Here is a 19,313-nt window from a genome sequence, read left to right as displayed (position 1 = left end):
ACTGAGCATCAGGGCCGCGGTTTCGCGGCCCTTTTTTATTGTTTTACAGATATTTACATGTCCTGAAGGCGGGCGATCTGCCGCCCTTCTGCGTCGAAGTTCGACGGGTCGAGCCAGGCTTCGAGCCGCGCCTTCAGCTTCGGCCATTCGCTGTCGACGATCGAGAACCACGCGGTGTCGCGGTTGCGGCCCTTGCTGACCACGGCCTGCCTGAAGGTGCCCTCGTAGGTGAAGCCGAGCCTTTCCGCTGCGCGGCGCGAGGGGCCGTTGAGCGCGTCGCATTTCCACTCGTAGCGGCGGTAGCCCAGCTCGTCGAAGGCGCGCTTCATCATCAGGTACATGGCTTCGGTCGCTGCCGGACTGCGCTGCAGCAGGGGGCTGAAGTGGATGTGCCCGACCTCGATCACGCCGTTTTTCGGGTCGATCCGCAGGTGCGAAGCGATTCCCAACGGCGTGCCATCGGGCGTGCAGAGCGTATAGAACTGTGGATCGGTGCTCGCGGCGCACTCGTCGATCCAGGCTTGCGCCTCACTCAGGTCCCGCAGGGGCTCGCGCAGCAGGTAGGTCCAGTTGCGGCCGCTCTCGTCCTTCAGGAAGGCGTCGTAGAGCGCGGCCGCGTGCTCGGACCGGGTCGGCTCGAGCGAGATGCGGTGGCCCTGCATGGGTGCCTGAGAGGGGAAGGGGCGGGGGAAACTGCCGTCGACGAGCAGCCCGATGGGCTGCCCGTGTTCGTTCGTGCGATGATCGGTCATCTCAGCCGAAGACCGTTCCCAGCGCGCCGTCCACGGCCTCGACGATCTGGTCGATGTCGTCCTTGGTGGCGATCAGTGCCGGGGCGAAGCAGAGCGTGTTGTTGTAGCCGGGGATCGAGCGGTTGGTCATGCCGATGATGACACCGCGCTTGTTTACTTCGGCGACCACGGCGGCGGTGCGCTTTTCGTCCATCGGCTCGCGGGTGGTGCGGTCGGTCACCAGCTCGGCGCCAAGGAACAGGCCCTTGCCGCGCGCCTCGCCGACGACCGCGTGCTTGTCCTTCAGCGCCTCGAGTTGGCCGAGCATGTACTCACCCATGTTGGTGGTGTTCTCGAGCAGCTTCTCGTCCTCGATGATGCGCATGTTCTCCAGCGCCGCGGCGGGGCCGGCGGTGCAGCCGCCGAAGGTCGAGATGTCGCGGAAGTAGTTCATCGGGTCCGAGGCATCGTCCTTGAACAGATCGAAGACGCGCTCATTGGTCACGCAGCAGGCGATGGCCGCGTAGCCCGAGGCGACGCCCTTGGCCATGGTCACGAAGTCGGGCTCGACGCCGTAGTGCTGGTAGCCGAACCAGGTGCCGGTGCGCCCGACGCCGCAGACCACCTCGTCGATGTGCAGCAGGATGTCGTACTTGCGGCAAATCTCCTGCACGCGCTGCCAGTAGCCCGCCGGGGGCACGATCACGCCGCCGCCCGCGGTCACCGGCTCGAGGCAGAGTGCGCCCACGGTGTCGGGGCCTTCGCGCAGGATCACCTCTTCGATGGCATCGGCGGCACGCTGGCCATAGGCCTCGCCCGACAGATCGCCCCAGCCCTGATCGCCAGCGCGGTATTCAAGGCAATGCGGCACCGACACGAAGCCCGGCGCGAAGGGGCCGTACTGCGCGTTGCGCTCTTCCTGACCGCCAGCCGACAGCGCGGCGATGGTGGTGCCGTGGTAGTCGCGCTCGCGGTAGAGGATCTTGTGCTTCTTGCCGCCGTAGCGCTTGTGCGCGATCTGGCGGACCATCTTGAAGGCCTTCTCGTTCGCCTCGGAGCCGGAGTTGCAGTAGTAGACGCGGCTCATGCCCGGCATCTTGTCGATCAGCTTTTCGGCGAAGAGCGCGCCGGGGATAGAGCCCGCGGCCCCGGCGTAGTAGTTCAGCTTCATCAGCTGCTCGGAGATCGCGTCGACGATGCTCTTGCGGCCGTAGCCGACGTTGACCGTCCAGACCGCGCCCGACACCGCGTCGAGCTGTTCGCGCCCGGTCTGGTCCCAGACGCGCATGCCCTTGCCCTCGACGATGATCTTGGGGTCGCTGGTCTCGAACTGCTTGTGCTGCACGAGGTGGTGCCACACGTGGGCCTTGTCGGCTTCGACGACGTGGCTGAGGTCGTTCTGGGTGAGGGTGCCGTCCATGGAAGCTCTCCTGAAATCCGGGCGCCGCGAGGGGCGCGAAAGCGTGACTCCGCGATGCGGGATGCTAGCACATGTGCCAGAAGCGCGGGGAAGTCTTAGTGCCAGATTTCCGCATGATATAAGTCCAGATTTGCGCGGGATGGGGCCAATCTGCCGAAGTTGGCAGGGATCCCGGGATATTTCTCGCAAGGCGCTGCCCGGTGATTGGGCAGCTAACCTTACTGCCCCCAACGTATCTGCTGCATCTGCAGGCATTGCCCATTGATTGAGCGCATCTTTTCCGGTCGGATCACTCGCGAGCCGGGTGCCCGACGGTCCCGGCCTGGCACAAGCCTCGCGACCATGACGGGGCAGCAAAACGGGAGAGACGAGATGACGATCAAGAAGAGCCTGATGGGCGCGGTCGGGGCCGCGGCGCTGCTGGCCGGGGCTGCAAGCGCCGAGACCATCACCGTGGGCTATTTCCTCGAGTGGCCCATGCCCTTCGAATACGCCAAGGCCGAGGGCCTCTACGAAGAGGCCATGGGCACCGAGATCAACTGGGTGAGCTTCGACACCGGCACCGCCATGTCGGCGGCGATGGCCTCGGGCGACGTGCAGCTGTCGGTCAGCCAGGGCGTGCCGCCCTTCGTGGTCGCCACCTCGGCGGGGCAGGACCTGCAGGCGCTCGACGTCGCGGTGAGCTATGCCGACAACGACAATTGCGTCGTGCGCTCGGAACTGGAAATCGACAAGGACAGCGCCGGCGAGCTGGAAGGCAAGAAGGTCGCCGTGCCGCTCGGCACCGCCGCCCATTACGGCTTCCTAAAGCAGATGGACCACTTCGGCGTGCCGCTGGACAGCCTCGAGATCGTCGACATGGCACCGCCCGACGGCGCCGCTGCCATTGCGCAGGGCGCGGTCGACATGGCCTGCGGCTGGGGCGGCTCGCTGCGCCGCATGAAGGAGCATGGCAACGTGCTGCTCACCGGTGCCGAGAAGGAAGAGCTTGGCATCCTCGTCTTCGACGTGACCTCCGGTCCGGCGGGCTGGGTTGCCGAGAACTCGGACCTCGTGGCCGCCTTCCTGAAGGTGACCGCGGATGCCAACGCCATGTGGGCGGATGAGGCCAACCACGCCAAGATGCTGCCGGTGATCGCCAAGGACGCGGGCATGGACGAGGACGCCACCGCCGAGACCATGGCCACCTTCGTCTTCCCCACCGCTGAAGACCAGCTCTCGGCCAAATGGCTGGGCGGCGGCGCGGCCGACTTCATGAAGGGCGTCGCCGACGTCTTCGTCGAGGCCGGCTCGATCGACGCGGCGCTCGACAGCTACGCCGACCACGTGAACACCGGGCCGCTGTCTTCGGCAGGCTCGATGTAAGGCCTTCGGGCCACCTGTCCCGGCGGTGGGGGGCTGCCGCCGGGGCCTTCGCATCAGAACGACATTTTGGGGGCGGAACCCCCGAACCGCGGCGACGGGCCGCGAAAGGCGGATCATGAGCGGATTATCCATCCAGAACCTGTCGATGCGCTTCGACCTGCCGAACGGTAGCTCGGTACAGGCGCTGAAGGACGTCTCGCTGGACCTTGCGCAAGGCGAGTTGCTGTCGGTACTGGGCCCCTCGGGCTGCGGCAAGACCACGCTGCTGAACATCGTCGCGGGCTTTCTGGCGCCCACCGATGGCAAGATCATCCTCAATGGCCACGAGGTGCGCGGCCCCGCCGCCGAGCGCGGCATGGTATTCCAGCAGGGCGCGCTATTCGAGTGGATGAACGTGCGCGACAATGTCAGCTTCGGGCCGCGCATGGCCGGCAAGCGTGAGAAGGATTACGGTGCCAACGTCGATCACCTGCTCGAGGTGGTTGGCCTGCGCGACTTTAAGGAAAAGGCGGTTTACGAGCTTTCGGGCGGCATGCAGCAGCGCGTGGCGCTGGCCCGCTGCCTTGCCAACGATCCCGACGTGATCCTCATGGACGAGCCGCTGGGGGCGCTCGACGCGCTCACCCGCGAGAAGATGCAGAGCCTAGTGCTGAAGCTCTGGAAGGAGACCGGCAAGACCATCATCCTCATCACCCACTCGGTCGAGGAAGCGCTGTTGCTGGGCGAGCGGCTTCTGGTCATGGCACCGCGCCCCGGCCGCATCCACCGCGAGTACCGTCTGCCCTTTGCCGACCTCGGCGCCGGTCAGGACCTTCGTGCGGTGAAGAAGCATCCCGATTTCGCCACCACGCGCGAGGAGATCCTCGGGATGATCTGGGATATGGAAGAAGAGATCATGGGCCGCAGCGAAACCGCGGGGGCCGCGTCATGATCGTCTTTGCTCTCTATATCGCAATCTTCGTGGTCAGCTGGCTGCTGGTGAAGCTGCTGGTGCACCGCGCGTTGAACGACTTCACCGCCCGTAAGACCGTCACCTTCGGCGACGAAAGTGCCGTGCGCCCGAGCCGCATCGCCAGCGTGGTCTCGATCCTGACCATCTTCCTGCTCTGGGGGGCCTTCACCGGTTCGACCTGGGTGCCGAAGTTCCTGCACGCGCCGGGGCCCTTCGTCGGTGATGCCAGCTTCACCTACACCGCCGAGGCGGACGGGGTCGAACCCGACGAGGCGACGGTCACCGTGCGTGTCTTCCCGGTGGGCGAAGAGACCGAGGATCCCGAGGTCGATCCCGGGGATGGCTGGGCGAAGAATGACAGTGCGAGCGTCGGGGCCTGGCGCTCGGGGCTGGTGCGGGTCGATCAGAACGACGACCACGGCCGCGACGCCGGGCACAGGGTCGTTGCCGTCAACGGTCAGCCGATCGAGCCGGGCGGCGAGGTCATCACCGAGTATGGCCGGGTCGGCATGTCGCCCAAGGGCACGCTCAATTTCGAGCCCGCCAAGGGCTGGCAGATGGAGCCGATCTGGCTGCCCGCCCCCGAGGCCGTGCTCTCGCGGCTCGTGGAGATCTCCCGCGACGGCTACCGCGACAGCACGCTCTGGGAGCATCTCGGCTGGTCGCTGTTCCGGGTCATCGCGGGCTTCTTCTTCGGCGCGCTGATCGGCATCCCGCTGGGCTATGCCATGGGCCTGTCGGACTGGTTCCGTGGCTGGTTCGATCCCATCGTCGAATTCATGCGGCCGGTGCCGCCGCTGGCGCTGATCCCGCTGGTGATCATTTGGGCGGGCATCGGCGAGGCGGGCAAGATCATCCTGCTGTTCCTCGCGGCGCTCTGGATCATGGCTATCGCCGCGCGCTCGGGCGTCTCGGGGGTGAAAATATCGAAGGTCCACGCGGCCTACTCGCTGGGCGCCAGCAAGGTGCAGATCCTGCGCCATGTGATCATCCCCAACTCACTGCCCGACATCTTCACCGGCGCGCGGGTTGCCATGGGGGTCTGCTGGGGCACCGTGGTGGCCGCCGAGCTTGTCGCCGCCGAGAAGGGCGCGGGGATGATGATCATGGTCGCCTCGAAGTTCCAGCTGACCGACATCGTGATCATGGGGATCATCTTGATCGGGGTTATCGGCTTCGGCATCGACATGCTGATGCGGCTGGCCGAACGCAAGCTGGTGCCCTGGAAGGGCCGGGGCTGAAAGGGCCGGGGCTGAGCGCGGATGGAACGGGCGGAGCGAGGGGGCTGTCTGCCCCCTCGCGCTCCCCCGAGGATATTTTCGACATATGGAAGGCGCGGGCGCGGCGCGGCCGCCGGGGCGTCAGCCCAGCAGCGCGCCGAGCTGGGCGTCGAGCCAGAGCCGCATGCCGTCTACCGTCGCCACGTAGGGATCGAGCAGCGGGGCGAGCGCGGGCACCATGTCGGTGAGCGCAGGCGCGAGCGCGTAGAGCAGCACCGACAGCACCGCGAGGATGAGCATCGCACCGAAGCCGCGGGCGAACCCGCTGCTCTGCTGCTCTTCTTCCTCGGCGTAGAGCGCGCGGCCCTGCGGCGTTTCCATGCGGCGCGGCTCGGGGGCCACCCGCAGGGTCTGGTTGATTTCCTCGATGTCCGGCAGCAGGTCGCGGCGCGAGGGGGCCACCGCCGGGTGTTCGGGCTCCGAGGTGACGAACTCGGGGCTGTCCGGCGTCTCGGGCTCGGCCACCGGCTTCTGTTCCGGCCGCGGCTCTTCGGAGAGCGGGGCGTCGCCGCGGATGCGGGCCATATGCTCGCGGGCGACACGGGCGCGATGGGCGGCGTCGTCGCCGGAGGGCTCGGTCAGCCCGAGGTCGGGCTGGCTTTCGAGAGGCTCGGGGTCGGTGCGACGTCGCGCCTCGCGCTCGGCCTCCTGGCGCAGCACTTCGGCGACTGACGGGTCAAGCCCGCGGGCGCGCACCGGACGGCGCGGCACCGGGGTGGCGCTTTCCTGAGAGGGGGCTTCCGCGGCGGCGGGCGCCGGGTCGGGATCAGGGGCGGGCGCGGCGTCCGGCTCCGCAGACGGCAGCGAAGTGCCTTCGTCCATCTCTTCCCAGATGTCATCGGTGGACAGATCGTCGGGCTGCGGCGCGGCGGGGTCGTCTACGCGGAGCGTATCCTCGGGGTGCAACTGGAACCAGGTGTGGCCGCAGCTCGAGCATTGCACGTCTCGGCCGCCCGCGGGGATCGCGTCGACCGGCACCTCGTATTGCGCGCCGCAATTGGGGCATATCAGCCGCATATTGTCCTTAGCTTTCCATCTGTTCTGGCCACCATCCCTTTGCCGACAATAGGTTGCCGCAGGGGAGCGGGAAAGCCAATTTTCGGCCCGGGGGGCGGATTGCAACTGCGCCGCGGCTCGGGCACAACAGGGCATCAATTTCACCGGGGGCGCGCAGGCGTGATCGAACTCGATAATGTGGCCTACAGCTACGGCGGCGGCGAGCTGCTGAGCGGGCTCACGCTGCGGCTGGCGCCCGGGTCCTTCCACTTCCTCACCGGCCCCTCGGGCGCCGGCAAGACGACGCTGCTGAAGCTCTGCTACGGCGCGCTGGTGCCCACCGCCGGCCACGCGCGGCTGTTCGGCGAGGACGTGCGGCGCATGGATCGCGACGCCATTGCGCTCAGCCGGCGCCGCATCGGCGTGGTGCACCAGGACTGCCAGTTCCTCGATCACCTCTCGGTCGCCGAGAACGTTGCCCTGCCGCTGACCGTGGCGGGTGAGGGCGGGGGCGATCTCGAACAGAACCTCATCGAGCTGATGACCTGGGTCGGGCTGAAGAGCCGCGCCGAGGCGCTGCCGCCGGAGCTGTCGGGCGGCGAGCGCCAGCGCGCGGCCCTGGCCCGCGCGGTGATCATGTCGCCCGAGGTGATCCTCGCCGACGAGCCCACCGGCAACGTCGACTGGGAGATGTCGCAGCGCCTGCTGCGGCTGCTGGTCGAGCTCAACCGCATGGGCAAGACGATCCTCATCGCGACCCACGACCTCGGCCTCATCCGGTCGGCCAAGAGCCAGGTGCAGGCGCGGGTGCTGCGCATCTCGAACCGCAAGCTGCAGTCGGCGGGGGCGGACCTGTGAGGCTGATCCGCGACTCCCTCGGGGCCTTCACCGGCTCGGACACCGGCGCCGACCGGGTGGTGCCGCCCACCGGCTTCACCGCCTCGCTCACGCTGTTTGCCGCCGGCGCCATGGCCTTTCTTGCGGTCTTTGCGCTGGCGCTGTCGCTGGCCGCAGGGCGACTGGCGACGAGCTGGGGCGACGAACTGGCGCGCGCCTCGACCCTGCGCATCTCGGCCCCGGCCGGGCAGCAGGCGCAGCAGACCGAGGCGGCGCTGCGGCTGCTCGGCCAGACCCCGGGCGTCGCCTCGGCGCGGGCGCTCAGCGAGGCGGAGCAGCAGGCGTTGCTCGAGCCCTGGTTCGGTCCGGACCTGCCGCTGGCCGACCTGCCGGTGCCGCAGCTCATCGAAATCATCGAGGAGGGCGAGGGCTTCGACGGGGCCGGGCTGCGGCTGCGGCTGCAGGCCGAGGTGCCGGGCGCTGTGCTCGACGATCACACCCGCTGGCGTCGGCCGCTGGTGGCGGCTGCGGGCAAGCTGCGGCTGCTGGGCGCGGTGTCGATCCTGCTGATCGCCGGTGCCGTGGCGGCGATGGTCACGCTGGCGGCCAATGCCGCGCTGGCGGCCAACGCGCAGGTCATCGCGGTGCTGCGCCTGGTCGGCGCCACCGACGGGTTCATCGCCCGCGCCTTCGTGCGGCGCTTCACCCTGCGCGCGCTCGGCGGCGCGGCGCTCGGCGCGGCGGCGGGCTCGGGCGCGCTGCTGCTGATGCCCTCGGCGGGCGAGACGGCGGGTTTCCTGACCGGCCTGTCCTTCGTCGGCTGGCACTGGATCTTCCCGCTGCTGGTGCCGCTGCTGACCGCGGCGGTGGCCTTTGCCGCAACGGCGATCGCGGCGCGGCGGGTGCTTGGAGACTTGAGATGATGCGATACGCGCTGCAATGGACCCGCTCGCTGCTCTTCGTCGGGCAGATCTACCTGGCGATGGCGGTGGTCGGCCTGCTGTTCTTTCCCTGGGCGCTGTTATCGGACCGGGGCGCGCGGATGGGCGCCCGAACCTGGTGCCGCTGGGTACGCTGGACCGCCGCTTGGATGGTCGGGCTGAAGAGCGAAATCCGCGGCAAGGTGCCGTCGGGCGAGCTGCTCATTGCCGCCAAGCACCAGAGCTTCTTCGACATCATCCTGCTGTTCGGCGCGGTGCCGTCGGGCAAGTTCATCATGAAGCGCGAGCTGCTCTTCACCCCGGTGCTGGGGCAATATGCGACCCGGATGGGCTGCATCCCGGTGAACCGCGGCAAGCGCGGGGCGGCGATCTCGAAGATGGTCGCCGACGTCAAGAAGAGCGCCGAGGACCATCCCGGCCAGCTGATCATCTACCCGCAAGGCACCCGCGTGCCGCCAGGGGAGAAGCTGCCCTACAAGGTCGGCACGGCGATCCTCTACAGCCAGAGCGGAGAGCCCTGCGTGCCGGTGGCCACCAACGTCGGGGTCTTCTGGCCCAAGCGCGGCATCTACCGCAAGCCGGGCACGGCGGTGATCGAATTCCTGCCGGTGATCGAGCCCGGCATGCCGAGCAAGGTCTTCCTTGCGAAGATCGAGGCGGATGTGGAGGCGGCCTCGAACCGCCTGATGGCGGAGGCCGGGTTCCATGCGGAAGATTGACAGCATCGATGCGCTTGAGGCGCTCTACGGCACCGCCGCCGGGGCGTCGATCGACAAGGTCGTGCGGCGCATGACGCCGCTTTATCGCAAATGGATCGAGGCGTCGAAACTCTGCGTACTGAGCACCGTGGGACCGGCGGGGACCGATGCCTCGCCGCGCGGTGACGATGGGCCCGTGGTGCTGGAGCTCGACCCTGGCACGCTGGCGATGCCCGACTGGCGCGGCAATAACCGGCTCGACTCGCTGCGCAACGTGGTCGAGGACGGGCGGGTGTCGCTGATGTTCTTCGTGCCCGGCAGCAACAACGTCGTGCGGGTGAACGGCACCGGATGGCTCACCGACGACGAGGGGATGCGGGGGCGCTTTGCCAAGGACGGCAAGCTGCCGGCCACCGTGCTGATCGTCGAGATCGCCGAGATCTACACCCAATGCGCCCGCGCGCTCTTGCGCGCCGGGACTTGGGTCTCGGGCGACGAGAGCGTGGGTCTGCCGACCATCGGCCAATTCCTCGCGGAGGCCACGCAGGGGGCCACCGACGGCGAGGCCTACGACCGCGAATGGCCGGAGCGGGCCGCGAAGAGCCTGTGGTGAGCCGCTGACGGTTTCGTGATCCAAAAGTCCCGACGGAGGCCCGGCTCCGCTGCGTTCAACGTTCAACGTTCAACACGAACAAGACGCAAAGGATGTCGAGCATGTCTGATTTCATCGAGCGCCCCAGCCGCCGGGCCCTGCTCACCGGGCTCGCGGTCTCACCCATCGCGGTGGCAGGGATTGGGTCCTTCTCGGGCACCGCGCGGGCGCAGGCGCAATCTGCCGGCCTGATCACGCCCAACGTCTGCATGGTGATGCCCGAGGTCACCGAGGGGCCCTACTACCTCGACGAGCAGCTGGTGCGCGCCGAGATCACCGAGGACCGCGAAGGGGTGCCCATGCGCCTGCGCCTGCAGGTGGTGACCGCCGATTGCACCCCGGTCGAGGGCGCGCGGGTCGATGTCTGGCATTGCGATGCGCTGGGCAACTACTCGGGCTATGCCACGCAGGGCAGCGACGGCACCAATGACACCTCCGACCAGACCTTCCTGCGCGGCACGCAGATGACAGCCGCGGATGGCGTGGCCGAGTTCCGCACGATCTATCCGGGCTGGTATCGGGGCCGGACCACCCATGTGCACTACAAGGTCTTCCTCGACGAGCGCACGGTGCTGACCAGCCAGATCTTCTTCCCCGACGCGCTGAGCGAATACCTGTTCCAGTCGGTGGCACCCTACAACGACCGCGCCGGCGCCGAGCGCGACACGATGAACACCAACGATGGCATCGCCAAGCAGGCGGGCGAGGGTGCCTACGCGGCGATCCGCGAGCAGTACGCGTATTACGACGCGGCGCTGGTTGTGGGGATCGACCCCGAGGCGACCTCCTCCGAGAGCGGCATGGGGGCGGGCGGGCCTGCCGGCGGTCCGCCGCCCTCCGGAGAGCGCCCCGATGGTCCGCCGCCCGAGGGCATGGGCGGGCCGCAGGAAGGCGTTGCCGCCGAGGTCTTCATTCCGGGACGGACCGCGACCGAATAGGCCAAATCTCTTCGAAGAGATTTGCAAGAGCCTTCGAAGGCTCTTAACGGGCGGATCCGGTGGGATTCGCCCGTCTTTGTTCAGCGGTCCAGTGCACCCTTGCCCGCGAGGATCTTCGGGCGCAGCTTCTCGACCCTGGCAATGCGGGTCTCGGATTTCTTCGCGCCGCCGATCTGCAAGACGTGGCTCTTCTGCCGCCCCGGGGTGAGCGCGTTGAACGCCTCGGCCAGCGCCGGATCGGCGTCGAGTGCGGCAACCAGCTCCTCCGGAAGGTCGAGCGTGATCTCTTCCTTCGGCGGACGGAGGCCCCGCGCGGCGTAGTCCCGCGCCTCGGCGAGATAGGCGGCGAGCACCGGGCGCAGCTCGGCGACGCGCGCCGCCGAAGCAAATCGGATCACGTTGGGATGCCGGGTGTTGGGCCCCTGTCGCTCCAGCACGCCCTCGCGGTCGGTCATCAGCGCCGGGTTGAAGAAACTGAGCGTGAACTCCCCCCGGAATGCCCCGATCAGCGCGACGTTGCGCTCCCCCTCCATGTAGACCGGATGTCCCCATTTCGCGGTTTCCCGGAGGCCAGAAGCGAGACAGATCGCGCGCAGCTCGGCCAATCCGTCCGACCAGAGCCGGGTGGCGCAGTCCGCCGTGTCGAAACGGGCGCAGCGACCGCAGCCGCGGGTGAAATAGGCGTCGCTGTTGGTGATCATTGTGGCTCCGGCGCTGGCTTGACGGAAGCCTAGCCCGGCGATCCCGGTCTGGCGAGGGGGTCGCGGCAGCTCACATCTTGAGGATCGAATTGCCGCCGTCTGCCAGCATGGCGCTGCCGGTGACGAAGGACGACTGGTCAGACAGCAGGAAGAGCGCGGCGCGGGCGATCTCCTCGGGGGCGGCCATGCGTTTCAGCGCATGCATGTTGCGGACCACCTCGTGGAATGCCGCATCGCTCCCGGCCATCTCGGTCATCGTACCGCCGGGCAGCAGCGCGTTGACGCGGATGTTCTCGGCTCCGTGCTCGGCGGCGAGCACCTGCGCCAAGCCGATCAGCCCGGCCTTGGCGGCGGCATAGGCCGCCATGCCCGGCAGGCCGATGGTGTGGCCGACGAAGGAGGAGGTGAAGACCAGCGAACCGCCGCCCGCGGTGCGCAGCGCGGGAATCTGCGCGCGCGCGGCATGGAAGGCGCTGGTGAGATTGACCTCGAGCACCTCCCGCCAGTTGGCGTCGGACATCTCTGTGACTGCGCCGAGCGCTCCGGTGATGCCGGCATTGTTGAAGGCACCGTCGAGCCCGCCGAAGCGGTCGATTGACAGCGCCACGAGCGCACCGGCGTAGTCGGGGTCCGAGACATCCCCGGCGAGATAGGCGGCCGTGCCGCCCGCTGCACGTATGTTGCGCGTGAGCGCGTCCAGCCTCTCCCCGCGCCGGGCACCGAGCACGACCCTCGCCCCGCCCTCTGCAAGCAACCGGGCGGCGGCTGCGCCGATGCCGCTGCTCGCGCCGGTTACGATGATCGTCTTTCCCGTCAGCATTGGCACTGCCTCCCTGCGATATGCGGGGACACTGTCACCGCAGGCGATCCCCGAGGCGATCCGCTTCCTGCGCATTGGGAGCGGGCAAACGAAAAGACCCCCGGAGCGGCGCTCCGGGGGTCTCTGTCTTGCGTCCCGCGAAGGGATCAGGCGTGGATTGCGCCGTCGCCGCAGGCCAGCGCCGCCTCGCGCACCGCTTCCGAGAAGGTCGGGTGGGCGTGGCAGGTCAGCGCGACGTCCTCTGCGGAGGCGCCGAATTCCATCGCCACGCAGATCTCGTGGATGAGATCGCCGGCCGACGGGCCGATGATGTGGCAGCCGAGCACGCGGTCGGTGTCCTTGTCGACGATCAGCTTCACGAAGCCGTCGCCGGCGAAGACGGCCTTGGCGCGACCGTTGCCCATGAAGGAGAACTTGCCGACCTTATAGGCGCGGCCTTCTTCCTTGAGCTGCTGCTCGGTCTTGCCGACCGAGGCGACCTCGGGGTGGGTGTAGATCACGCCCGGGATCACGTCGTAGTTCACGTGGCCGGCCTTGCCGGCGATGACCTCGGCGCAGGCCATGCCCTCGTCCTCGGCCTTGTGGGCCAGCATCGGGCCCTCGATGGCGTCACCGATGGCATAGACGCCCTTCACCGCGGTCTGCCAGTGGCCGTCGGTCGCGATCTGGCCGCGCTTGGTCAGCTGCACGCCGAGCGCCTCGAGCCCGAGCCCGTCAGTGTAGGGCGCGCGGCCGGTGGCGCAGAGCACAACGTCGGCTTCGGTGGTGTGCTCGGAGTCATCCTTGCGCAACTTGTAGCTGACCGTCGCCTTGCCGCCCTTGGTCTCGACCTTGGAGACGGCCGCGCCCATGGTGAACTTCAGGCCCTGCTTGGTGAGCATCTTCTGGAAGGTCTTCTGCACCTCGGCGTCCATGCCGGGGGTGATGGCGTCGAGGAATTCGATCACCTCGACCTCGGTGCCGAGGCGGGAGTAGACCGAGCCCATCTCGAGGCCGATCACGCCGGCGCCGATGACGACCATCTTCTTGGGAATCTTGCCAAGCTCCAGCGCGCCGGTGGAGGTGACGACGATCTTCTCGTCGACCTCGACCTCGGCGCCCGGCACGGAGGCGGGCACGGAACCGGTGGCGATGATGATGTTCTTGGCCTCGTGCACCTCGTCACCGACCTTGACCTTGCCGGCCTCGGGGATCGAGCCCCAGCCCTTGAGCCAGTCGACCTTGTTCTTCTTGAACAGGAACTCGATGCCCTTGGTGTTCTGGCCGATCACGTCGTCCTTGTAGGCGAGCATCTGCTTCCAGTCGACCTTGGGCGCGGCGCCCTTGAGGCCCATCTTGGCGAAGTTGTGCTCCGCCTCGTGGAGCTGGTGCGAGGCGTGCAGCAGCGCCTTGGAGGGGATGCAGCCTACGTTGAGGCAGGTGCCGCCGAGGGTTTCGCGGCCCTCGACGCAGGCGGTCTTCAGGCCGAGCTGGGCGCAGCGGATGGCGGCGACATAGCCGCCCGGGCCGGCGCCGATCACGATGACGTCGTATTGTGCCATTGGGGTCTCCTATCGGGTATTTTGGCGGGCACGGGACGTGCGCATTCCATGCGCAGGCCATGCAAATGCGAAGGTGGAGAGGGAGGCGGGGGCGCTGCCCCCATCCGCGCGGAGCGCGGATTCCCCCGGGATATTTGAACCATGTGGACGCTGCGGGCGCGGGACCATCAGAACAGCGCTCCGAGCAGCATGAGGGTGGTGGCCAGGAGCCCGATGGCCCAGATCAGCGAGCGCCAGGGGGCCCAGCCGAAGAGGTAGGCGGGCACGTAGAGCAGGCGTGCACAGAGATAGACCAGCGCGCAGAGCGCGGTGCCTTTGCCGGTCTGGTCGGTGTAGGTGACCAGCATCACCGCGATGGCAAAGAGCAGCAGGCCCTCGAAGTGGTTGTTCATCGCCCGCTGCGCGCGACCGGCGAGGCCCGAAAGCTCGCGGCCCTCGTCGCGGGGCGAGGCGGCGTAGCGCGAACCGACCTGACGCTGGGCCAGCACAGAGTAGAGCGCCATCTGGGCGATCTGAAGCAGGGTCGCGAGCGTCAGTGCAAGCAGTTCCGGCGTCATGCGGTGCTCAGCATGTGGGACGCGGAGGGGTCGTGGCCGAGCGAAGCTTCCTGGCTCAGCCAGGCCTGCGCTTTCTCGGCATCGTTGACGGTGAAGAGCGCCCAATGCGCGGCGCTGCCTTCGGTCCAGAGCTGCAGGAGGGTGAGCCCGGCCTGGGCGCGGGTCTCGGCCTCGGCGTCGAAGCGGCCGGCGTCGAAACTGTCGTAGCGGAGCAAAAGCTGCTGGCTCATCTGGTTCTCCCTTCGGGATCACGCGGGGCTCTGGAAGGCCTCGCCCGGGCGGGGCCGGGCGAGGCGATGTCTTGGGGCGGGGCGCCGGTGTGACGCCCCGGGGCCCCGGATCAGAGATCCATCAGCAGGCGGCGCGGATCCTCGAGGGCTTCCTTGACGCGGACCAGGAAGGTCACGGCGCCCTTGCCGTCGACGATGCGGTGGTCGTAGCTGAGCGCCAGGTACATCATCGGGCGGATTTCCACCTTGCCGTTGATTGCCATCGGGCGGTCCTGGATCTTGTGCATGCCGAGGATGCCCGACTGCGGAGGGTTCAGGATCGGCGAGGACATCAGCGAGCCGTAGACACCACCGTTGGAGATGGTGAAGGTGCCGCCCTGCATCTCGGCCATCGAGAGCTTGCCGTCACGGGCACGCTTGCCCTTCTCGGCGATCTCCAGCTCGATTTCGGCAAAGGACTTCTGGTCGACGTCGCGCAGCACCGGGACCACGAGGCCCTGCGGCGTGCCGGCGGCGATGCCCATGTGCACGAAGTTCTTGTAGACCACGTCGGTGCCGTCGATCTCGGCGTTCACCTCGGGGACTTCCTTCAGCGCGTGGCAGCAGGCCTTGGTGAAGAAGGACATGAAGCCCAGGCGGGCGCCATGCTTCTTCTCGAAGAGGTCCTTGTACTGGTTCCGCAGCGCCATCACCTCGGTCATGTCCACCTCGTTGTAGGTGGTCAGCATGGCTGCGGTGTTCTGCGCGTCCTTGAGGCGGCGCGCGATGGTCTGGCGCAGGCGGGTCATCTTGACGCGCTCTTCGCGGGCGGCGTCCTCTGCGGCCACCGGCGCGCGCGGTGCGGCGGCGGGGGCGGAGGCGGCCGGGGCCGACTTGGCAGCGGCGAGGGCGGCGGAGACGTCATGCTTCATGACGCGGCCGTCCTTGCCCGAGCCCTGCACCTGGTCGCGGCTGAGGCCGGCCTCGGCCATGGCCTTCTTGGCGGCGGGGGCGTCCTCGACGTCCTTGCCGCCAGCGGCGGGGGCTGCTGCGGGTGCTTCGGCCGGGGCCGCGGGGGCTGCGGCTGCACCGGACGCGCCGCCGAGCACGGCGAGCTGGCCGCCGGCCTGAACCGTGGCGCCTTCCTCGGCGAGGATCGCGGTCAGCGTGCCGGCGGCCGGCGCTGGAACCTCGACCGAGACCTTGTCGGTCTCGAGCTCGCAGAGCATCTCGTCGGCGGCGACGGTGTCACCGACCTTCTTGAACCAGGTGGCAACCGTGGCTTCGGAGACGGATTCGCCCAGAGTGGGGACCATCACCTTGACCTCTTCGCCGCCCGAGGAGGCGGGAGCGGCTTCGGACTTGGCGGAGGGACGTGCCTCGACAGCCTCGGAGCCGGCTTCGCCCGCGGGGGCGACATTGGCGAGCAGGGCATCGACGCCCACGGTGTCGCCTTCCTTGGCCACGATGTCGGCGAGCACACCGGCGACCGGGGAGGGAACCTCGACGGTCACCTTGTCGGTCTCGAGCTCGCAGAGCATCTCGTCCACGGCGACGGAGTCACCGGGTTTCTTGAACCAGGTGGCCACCGTGGCTTCGGTCACGGATTCGCCCAGCGTGGGGACGCGCACTTCGGTCGTCATCGCTTCATTTCCCTTCGATGGTCAGCGCTTCGTTCACAAGCGCCTCTTGCTGTGCCTTGTGCTGGCTGGCCAGACCCGTGGCGGGCGAGGCCGAGGTGGCGCGGCCGACGTAGACCGGCCGCTTGTGCGTGGCGTCGATCCGGCCAAGCACCCATTCGATATTGGGCTCGATGAAGGTCCAGGCGCCCTGGTTCTTGGGCTCTTCCTGGCACCACACCATCTCGGCGCCCTTGAAGCGTTCCAGCTCCTTGACCAGCGAGATCGCCGGGAAGGGATAGAACTGCTCGATCCGCAGCAGGTAGACATCGTCGATGCCACGGGCGTCGCGCTCCTCGAGCAGGTCGTAGTAGACCTTGCCCGAGCACATCACGACGCGCTTGATCTTGTCGTCTGCCACCAGCTTGGTTGCGCTCTCGCCGGATTCCGCGCTGTCCCAGAGGACGCGGTGGAACGAGGAGCCGGTGACGAAGTCCTTGGCCTCGGAAACCGCCAGCTTGTGACGCAGAAGCGATTTCGGCGTCATCATGATCAGCGGCTTGCGGTAGCTGCGGTGCAACTGGCGGCGCAGGATGTGGAAGTAGTTCGCCGGGGTCGTGACGTTGGCCACGATCCAGTTGTCCTGACCGCACATCTGCAGGAACCGCTCGAGGCGCGCCGAGCTGTGCTCGGGGCCTTGGCCCTCGAAGCCGTGCGGCAGCAGGCAGACGAGGCCGGACATGCGCAGCCACTTGCTCTCGCCCGACGAGATGAACTGGTCGAACATGATCTGCGCGCCGTTGGCGAAGTCGCCGAACTGCGCTTCCCAGAGGACGAGCGCGTTGGGCTCGGCCAGCGAGTAGCCGTATTCGAAGCCCGAGACCGCGTATTCCGACAGGGCGGAGTCGATCACCTCGTAGCGGGCCTGGCCCTCACGGATGTTGTTGAGCGGGTAGTAGCGCTCTTCGTTGTCCTGGTTGATCAGGCCCGAGTGGCGCTGCGAGAAGGTGCCGCGGGTCGAGTCCTGGCCCGCGAGGCGGACCGGGTAGCCCTCGGTCAGCAGCGAGCCGAAGGCAAGCGCCTCGCCGGTTGCCCAGTCAAAGCCTTCACCGCTCTCGAACATCTTCGAGCGCGCATCGAGGAAGCGGCCCACGGTCTTGTGCAGCGGGAAGCCCTCGGGGACGGTGGTCAGTCCCTTGCCGACATCGGCCATGGTCTCGGGTGCGATCGCCGTTTCGCCGCGCTGGTAGTTGCCTTCCTTCTGCGCGTCGAGATGCGACCAGCGGCCGTCGAGCCAGTCGGCCTTGTTCGGCTTGTAGGTCTTGCCGGCCTCGAATTCCTCGTTGAGGTGGGCCTGGAAGGCAGCCTTCATGTCCTCGATCTCGCCCTCGGGGATGAGACCGTCCTTGACGAGGCGATCGGTGTACAGGGTCAGCGTGGTCTTCTGCTGCTTGATCTTCTTGTACATGATCGGGTTGGTGAACATGGGCTCGTCGCCCTCGTTGTGACCGAACCGACGGTAGCAGAACATGTCGATGACCACGTCCTTGCCGAACTTCTGACGGAACTCGATCGCCACCTTGGCGGCGTGTACCACGGCCTCGGGGTCGTCACCGTTGACGTGGAAGATCGGCGCCTCGACCACCAGCGCGTTGTCGGTGGGGTAGGGCGAGGAGCGCGAGAAGTGCGGCGCGGTGGTGAAGCCGATCTGGTTGTTCACCACGATGTGGATGGTGCCGCCGGTGCGGTGACCGCGCAGGCCGGAGAGCGCGAAGCACTCGGCCACGACGCCCTGGCCGGCGAAGGCCGCGTCGCCGTGCAGCAGCACGGGCAGAACCTGGGTGCGCTCGGTGTCGCCGAGCTGGTCCTGCTTGGCGCGGACCTTGCCCAGAACCACCGGGTTCACCGCCTCGAGGTGCGAGGGGTTGGCGGTCAGCGACAGGTGCACCTTGTTGCCGTCGAACTCGCGGTCCGAGGAAGCGCCGAGGTGGTATTTCACGTCGCCGGAGCCGTCCACGTCCTCGGGCTTGAACGAGCCGCCCTGGAATTCGTTGAAGATCGCGCGGTAGGGCTTCTGCAGCACGTTGGCGAGCACCGACAGGCGACCGCGGTGCGGCATGCCGAAGACGATCTCCTTGATGCCGAGGTTGCCGCCGCGCTTGATGATCTGCTCCATCGCGGGGATCAGCGATTCACCGCCGTCGAGGCCGAAACGCTTCGTGCCCATGTACTTGACGTGCAGGAACTTCTCGAAGCCCTCGGCTTCCACCATCTTGTTGAGGATCGCCTTGCGGCCCTCGCGGGTGAATTTCACTTCCTTGCCGTAGCCCTCGATGCGCTCCTTGAGCCAGGCGGATTGCTCCGGGTCGGAGATGTGCATGTACTGCAGCGCGAAGGTGCCGCAGTAGGTGCGCTGGAGTACACCCATGATCTCGCGCATCGAGGCGACCTGCAGGCCGAGCACGTTGTCGATAAAGATCGGGCGGTCCATGTCGGCGTCGGTGAAGCCGTAGGCCTTGGGGTCGAGCTCGGGGTGCGGGTCGCGGCCGTGCAGGCCCAGCGGGTCGAGATCGGCGGCGAGGTGGCCGCGGATGCGGTGCGCGCGGATGATCATCAGCGCGCGGATCGAGTCGAGCACGGCGCGCTTGATCTGGTCGTCGGTGACCGCGACGCCCTTCTCGGCGGCCTTGGCGGCGATCTTCTTGCCGGCACCCTTTGTCTCGGCGACGGGCATCAGCGGCCACTCGCCGGTGATCGCGGCGGTCAGGTCGTCGTTCGGGGTCGGCGGCCAGTCGGCGCGCTCCCAGGAGGCGCCCTGCGCCTCGGCCTTCACGCTGGTCTCGTCGTCGCCAAGTTGTTTGAAGAACTCGCTCCACGCCTCGTCCACCGCGGAGGGGTCGTTGGCGTAGCGGGCATACATCTGTTCGAGATATTCCGCGTTCGCGCCCTGCATGAAGCTGAGGGCGTGGAACTGGTCATTCGAGCCTTGATCCGTCATCGCGCGCATTCCTTTCTGACCGATCGTTGAAGCAGCAGGAGGGGGGCCTTCGATAAAG

At 67.7% G+C, this 19,313-nt stretch carries 18 protein-coding genes; 8 read left to right on the top strand and 10 right to left on the bottom strand.

The features are described from left to right. Positions 1–53: 53 nt before the first annotated feature. Together BM397_RS14550 and BM397_RS14545 are read right to left on the bottom strand one after the other, a co-directional pair. Positions 54–752 carry a GNAT family N-acetyltransferase gene (locus tag BM397_RS14550; RefSeq protein ID WP_092424952.1) on the bottom strand — a complete coding sequence of 233 codons (699 nt, stop codon included), beginning with the start codon at positions 750–752 and terminating at the stop codon, positions 54–56. Between the two features lies 1 nt (position 753). Beyond that, positions 754–2,151 carry an aminotransferase family protein gene (locus tag BM397_RS14545; protein WP_092424954.1) on the bottom strand — a complete coding sequence of 466 codons (1,398 nt, stop codon included), beginning with the start codon at positions 2,149–2,151 and terminating at the stop codon, positions 754–756. A gap of 372 nt (positions 2,152–2,523) precedes the next feature. Here BM397_RS14545 and BM397_RS14540 point away from each other — a divergent pair, with 372 nt between their 5' ends. From BM397_RS14540 to BM397_RS14530, 3 genes are all read left to right on the top strand, one after another. Further along, entirely contained in the window at positions 2,524–3,516 is a 993-nt protein-coding gene (locus tag BM397_RS14540; protein ID WP_092424956.1) for a taurine ABC transporter substrate-binding protein, read from the top strand. A gap of 115 nt (positions 3,517–3,631) precedes the next feature. After that, positions 3,632–4,447, top strand: coding sequence for a taurine ABC transporter ATP-binding protein (locus BM397_RS14535; protein ID WP_092424958.1), 816 nt, complete (start codon positions 3,632–3,634; stop codon positions 4,445–4,447). After that, positions 4,444–5,709 (top strand): ABC transporter permease, encoded by a 1,266-nt coding sequence (locus BM397_RS14530; RefSeq protein WP_092424960.1) that lies wholly within the window; start codon positions 4,444–4,446, stop codon positions 5,707–5,709. Before BM397_RS14535 ends, BM397_RS14530 begins: the two co-directional genes overlap by 4 nt. Positions 5,710–5,829: 120 nt before the next feature. Here BM397_RS14530 and BM397_RS14525 read toward each other — a convergent pair whose 3' ends face one another. Beyond that, positions 5,830–6,765, bottom strand: a complete 936-nt coding sequence (locus tag BM397_RS14525; protein ID WP_092424962.1) for a zinc-ribbon domain-containing protein — start codon at positions 6,763–6,765, stop codon at positions 5,830–5,832. Between the two features lie 159 nt (positions 6,766–6,924). Here BM397_RS14525 and BM397_RS14520 point away from each other — a divergent pair, with 159 nt between their 5' ends. From BM397_RS14520 to BM397_RS14500, 5 genes are all read left to right on the top strand, one after another. Beyond that, positions 6,925–7,602, top strand: coding sequence for a cell division ATP-binding protein FtsE (locus tag BM397_RS14520; RefSeq protein ID WP_092424964.1), 678 nt, complete (start codon positions 6,925–6,927; stop codon positions 7,600–7,602). Beyond that, a complete protein-coding gene (locus BM397_RS14515) occupies positions 7,599–8,504 on the top strand; it encodes a cell division protein FtsX (protein ID WP_425425938.1) in 906 nt (301 codons plus the stop codon). Before BM397_RS14520 ends, BM397_RS14515 begins: the two co-directional genes overlap by 4 nt. Further along, positions 8,504–9,241, top strand: a complete 738-nt coding sequence (locus BM397_RS14510; RefSeq protein ID WP_092425501.1) for a lysophospholipid acyltransferase family protein — start codon at positions 8,504–8,506, stop codon at positions 9,239–9,241. Before BM397_RS14515 ends, BM397_RS14510 begins: the two co-directional genes overlap by 1 nt. Further along, positions 9,228–9,833 carry a pyridoxamine 5'-phosphate oxidase family protein gene (locus tag BM397_RS14505; RefSeq protein WP_092424966.1) on the top strand — a complete coding sequence of 202 codons (606 nt, stop codon included), beginning with the start codon at positions 9,228–9,230 and terminating at the stop codon, positions 9,831–9,833. The genes BM397_RS14510 and BM397_RS14505 overlap by 14 nt, the downstream gene beginning before the upstream one ends. A 101-nt stretch (positions 9,834–9,934) precedes the next feature. After that, positions 9,935–10,810, top strand: a complete 876-nt coding sequence (locus tag BM397_RS14500) for an intradiol ring-cleavage dioxygenase (RefSeq protein ID WP_092424968.1) — start codon at positions 9,935–9,937, stop codon at positions 10,808–10,810. 80 nt (positions 10,811–10,890) lie between these two features. On the opposite strand, the gene BM397_RS14495 is transcribed toward BM397_RS14500, so the two are convergent. From BM397_RS14495 to BM397_RS14465, 7 genes are all read right to left on the bottom strand, one after another. Further along, positions 10,891–11,511, bottom strand: coding sequence for a YdeI/OmpD-associated family protein (locus BM397_RS14495; RefSeq protein WP_092424970.1), 621 nt, complete (start codon positions 11,509–11,511; stop codon positions 10,891–10,893). 70 nt (positions 11,512–11,581) lie between these two features. Then, positions 11,582–12,331: an SDR family oxidoreductase gene (locus tag BM397_RS14490; RefSeq protein WP_092424972.1), complete on the bottom strand. Its 750-nt coding sequence runs from the start codon at positions 12,329–12,331 to the stop codon at positions 11,582–11,584. A 146-nt stretch (positions 12,332–12,477) separates the two neighbouring features. Next, entirely contained in the window at positions 12,478–13,872 is a 1,395-nt protein-coding gene (gene lpdA, locus BM397_RS14485) for a dihydrolipoyl dehydrogenase (protein ID WP_092424974.1), read from the bottom strand. A 167-nt stretch (positions 13,873–14,039) separates the two neighbouring features. Beyond that, positions 14,040–14,429, bottom strand: a complete 390-nt coding sequence (locus tag BM397_RS14480; protein WP_092424976.1) for an MAPEG family protein — start codon at positions 14,427–14,429, stop codon at positions 14,040–14,042. Next, on the bottom strand, positions 14,426–14,659 hold the full coding sequence (locus BM397_RS14475) for a hypothetical protein (RefSeq protein WP_092424978.1): 234 nt from the start codon (positions 14,657–14,659) through the stop codon (positions 14,426–14,428). Before BM397_RS14475 ends, BM397_RS14480 begins: the two co-directional genes overlap by 4 nt. A gap of 110 nt (positions 14,660–14,769) precedes the next feature. Further along, entirely contained in the window at positions 14,770–16,281 is a 1,512-nt protein-coding gene (gene odhB, locus BM397_RS14470) for a 2-oxoglutarate dehydrogenase complex dihydrolipoyllysine-residue succinyltransferase (protein ID WP_092424980.1), read from the bottom strand. Positions 16,282–16,285: 4 nt separating this feature from the next. Then, entirely contained in the window at positions 16,286–19,255 is a 2,970-nt protein-coding gene (locus BM397_RS14465; protein ID WP_092424983.1) for a 2-oxoglutarate dehydrogenase E1 component, read from the bottom strand. Positions 19,256–19,313: the final 58 nt, after the last annotated feature.

Origin of the sequence: Alloyangia pacifica (assembly GCF_900116195.1) — a bacterium.
Lineage (GTDB): Bacteria > Pseudomonadota > Alphaproteobacteria > Rhodobacterales > Rhodobacteraceae > Salipiger > Salipiger pacificus.
Note: the sequence above shows the minus strand (reverse complement) of the source record. Positions and strands in the feature narration are given on the sequence as shown.

Bases quoted from the DNA above. Each gene is read 5' to 3' on its own strand.
- BM397_RS14550 (WP_092424952.1), bottom strand. From the start codon at position 752: ATGACCGATCATCGCACGAACGAACACGGGCAGCCCATCGGGCTGCTC.
- BM397_RS14545 (WP_092424954.1), bottom strand. From the start codon at position 2,151: ATGGACGGCACCCTCACCCAGAACGACCTCAGCCACGTCGTCGAAGCC.
- BM397_RS14540 (WP_092424956.1), top strand. From the start codon at position 2,524: ATGACGATCAAGAAGAGCCTGATGGGCGCGGTCGGGGCCGCGGCGCTG.
- BM397_RS14535 (WP_092424958.1), top strand. From the start codon at position 3,632: ATGAGCGGATTATCCATCCAGAACCTGTCGATGCGCTTCGACCTGCCG.
- BM397_RS14530 (WP_092424960.1), top strand. From the start codon at position 4,444: ATGATCGTCTTTGCTCTCTATATCGCAATCTTCGTGGTCAGCTGGCTG.
- BM397_RS14525 (WP_092424962.1), bottom strand. From the start codon at position 6,765: ATGCGGCTGATATGCCCCAATTGCGGCGCGCAATACGAGGTGCCGGTC.
- BM397_RS14510 (WP_092425501.1), top strand. From the start codon at position 8,504: ATGCGATACGCGCTGCAATGGACCCGCTCGCTGCTCTTCGTCGGGCAG.
- BM397_RS14505 (WP_092424966.1), top strand. From the start codon at position 9,228: ATGCGGAAGATTGACAGCATCGATGCGCTTGAGGCGCTCTACGGCACC.
- BM397_RS14500 (WP_092424968.1), top strand. From the start codon at position 9,935: ATGTCTGATTTCATCGAGCGCCCCAGCCGCCGGGCCCTGCTCACCGGG.
- BM397_RS14495 (WP_092424970.1), bottom strand. From the start codon at position 11,511: ATGATCACCAACAGCGACGCCTATTTCACCCGCGGCTGCGGTCGCTGC.
- BM397_RS14490 (WP_092424972.1), bottom strand. From the start codon at position 12,331: ATGCTGACGGGAAAGACGATCATCGTAACCGGCGCGAGCAGCGGCATC.
- lpdA (WP_092424974.1), bottom strand. From the start codon at position 13,872: ATGGCACAATACGACGTCATCGTGATCGGCGCCGGCCCGGGCGGCTAT.
- BM397_RS14480 (WP_092424976.1), bottom strand. From the start codon at position 14,429: ATGACGCCGGAACTGCTTGCACTGACGCTCGCGACCCTGCTTCAGATC.
- BM397_RS14475 (WP_092424978.1), bottom strand. From the start codon at position 14,659: ATGAGCCAGCAGCTTTTGCTCCGCTACGACAGTTTCGACGCCGGCCGC.
- odhB (WP_092424980.1), bottom strand. From the start codon at position 16,281: ATGACGACCGAAGTGCGCGTCCCCACGCTGGGCGAATCCGTGACCGAA.
- BM397_RS14465 (WP_092424983.1), bottom strand. From the start codon at position 19,255: ATGACGGATCAAGGCTCGAATGACCAGTTCCACGCCCTCAGCTTCATG.